2 protein-coding genes and 1 pseudogene are annotated in these 2,015 nt (G+C 47.2%); all 3 read left to right on the top strand.

What is annotated here, in order from left to right:
- Positions 1-119: 119 nt before the first annotated feature.
- Positions 120-617, top strand: a pseudogene (locus C7B77_RS28965) (REP-associated tyrosine transposase); the annotation flags it as partial.
- Positions 618-705: 88 nt separating this feature from the next.
- Positions 706-870, top strand: a complete 165-nt coding sequence (locus C7B77_RS30585) for a hypothetical protein (RefSeq protein WP_181244078.1) — start codon at positions 706-708, stop codon at positions 868-870.
- Positions 871-915: 45 nt separating this feature from the next.
- A complete protein-coding gene (locus C7B77_RS28960; protein ID WP_106313226.1) occupies positions 916-1,965 on the top strand; it encodes an Mrp/NBP35 family ATP-binding protein in 1,050 nt (349 codons plus the stop codon).
- The last annotated feature ends 50 nt before the right edge of the window (positions 1,966-2,015 follow it).

The raw sequence follows: 2,015 nt of genomic DNA, 5'->3' as shown, positions 1-2,015 counted from the left end.
GTTAAGGTTACAGGCTTGCTCATTGTCAAACTTTAACCCAATTTGACTACCTCTCTCCAAAATGAGCGAACCGTGAGAAAGAAAGTACCCAGTGTAAAATCAGGAGGTGAAAAACAGGGTCTAAGGTTGCGGGGGGAACTTACTTTTTTACTGTTGTTACTCACGATCGCCGACCATTTTTATGCGAACCTGAAAATATCGATTTGCTGCGCGACGCTTTTCGGTATGTCAAGAGTTCGCATCCGTTTATAATTGACGCGATCGCGATTCTCCCCGAACATATTCACTGTATTTGGACGTTACCAGCCACGGACAATGATTTTTCGACACGGTGGCGACTGATAAAAGGTTATTTCACTCGCCGTTGTCAACAACAATATCGTGGTGAAATATCTGCTTCTAGATTTGATAAACGCGAGCAAGCAATTTGGCAACGTCGCTTTTGGGAGCATCAGATTCAGGACGAGCGAGATTTTACCAACCACTTCGATTATATTCATTACAATCCAGTCAAACACAAGTTAGTTCGATCGCCACAAGATTGGCAATTTTCTAGTTTTCATCATCACGTTGGTCAGGGTATTTACCAATTAGATTGGCATTCCGACGAATCGTAGGTTGGGTAGAGCAAAGCGAAACCCAACAGCACCAATCTCGATCGTAGGCAGGTGCGGTAATCATATCAAACAAGATCGAACACAATAGATGATTCAGGCACGTTATGAAGATGCCCGATCGATCGTATCGATCCTCAAACGCTGTCAGGATTGTTGGGTTTCGCTTCGCTCTACCCAACCTACGGTTTTTGATATGTTTCACGATCGAGCGTTGAGGCGCGGACTATTCACCGTTAAGATACCGATCGTGTGATTTAGGCTATAGACTAAATCCATAATCGAAAAAATATAATTACTGATGTTAGATCGAAGTACCGTACTAGAAGTTCTCAAACCAGTTCAAGATCCAGAGCTACAGAAGAGTCTGGTGGAACTGAATATGATTCGGAATATCGAGGTAGATAGTGGGTTGGTGAAGTTTACGGTGGTATTAACGACACCCGCTTGCCCGTTGCGCGAATTTATCGTCGATGAGTGCAAACAGGCGGTTAAAACGCTCCCAGGCGTGACAGATGTCGAAGTTGAGGTAACTGCTGAAATCCCCCAACAAAAGGGCTTGCCCGACCGTGTAGGCATCGATCGAGTCAAGAATATCATCGCTATCTCCAGCGGTAAAGGTGGCGTGGGCAAAAGTACGGTAGCGGCTAATGTTGCTGTCGCCCTGGCTCAGTTGGGTGCTAAAGTCGGGCTGGTAGATGCCGATATTTATGGCCCCAATGCGCCGTTAATGTTTGGATTGAGCGATGTCCGATTGGAAGCTTCTGGCGATGGCATTCTCGAACCTGCTTTCAACCACGGGGTAAAGCTGGTATCGATGGCCTTTTTGATCGATCGCGAGCAGCCTGTAATCTGGCGGGGGCCGATGTTAAATGGCATTATCCGGCAATTTTTGTATCAAGTGGCTTGGGGCGAGTTAGACTATCTAATCGTCGATTTACCGCCCGGTACTGGTGACGCTCAACTCACCCTCGCTCAAGCCGTCCCGATGGCTGGAGCCGTAATTGTAACTACGCCCCAAACTGTCGCCCTTGCCGACGCGCGCAAAGGCTTGCGGATGTTTGAGAAATTTACTACAGTGCTGGGCGTTGTCGAAAATATGAGTTATTTTACTCCACCAGATTTACCCGATCGGCAGGATGATATCTTCGGTTCCGATGGTGGTGAAAAATTTGCCGCCGAAGTCGGAGTACCATTACTCGGTCGCATCCCCTTAGAAATCCCCGTCCGCGCCAGCGGCGATAATGGCATTCCAATTGTCATCGCCGAGCCAGAATCAGCCTCAGCAAAAGCTCTAGTATCTATTGCTAAATCGATCGCAGGCAAAGTCTCGATCGTAGCTTTAGGGTAGGTTTTAGGTTTTAGGCTTTAGGCTTTAGGCTTTAGGGGAAAGGGGAAAGG

It is taken from the genome of Chamaesiphon polymorphus CCALA 037 (genome assembly GCF_003003845.1).
GTDB classification, from domain to species: Bacteria; Cyanobacteriota; Cyanobacteriia; order Cyanobacteriales; family Chamaesiphonaceae; genus Chamaesiphon; species Chamaesiphon polymorphus.
The sequence above is the reverse complement of the archived record's forward strand: the minus strand, read 5'-3'. Positions and strand labels throughout refer to the sequence as shown.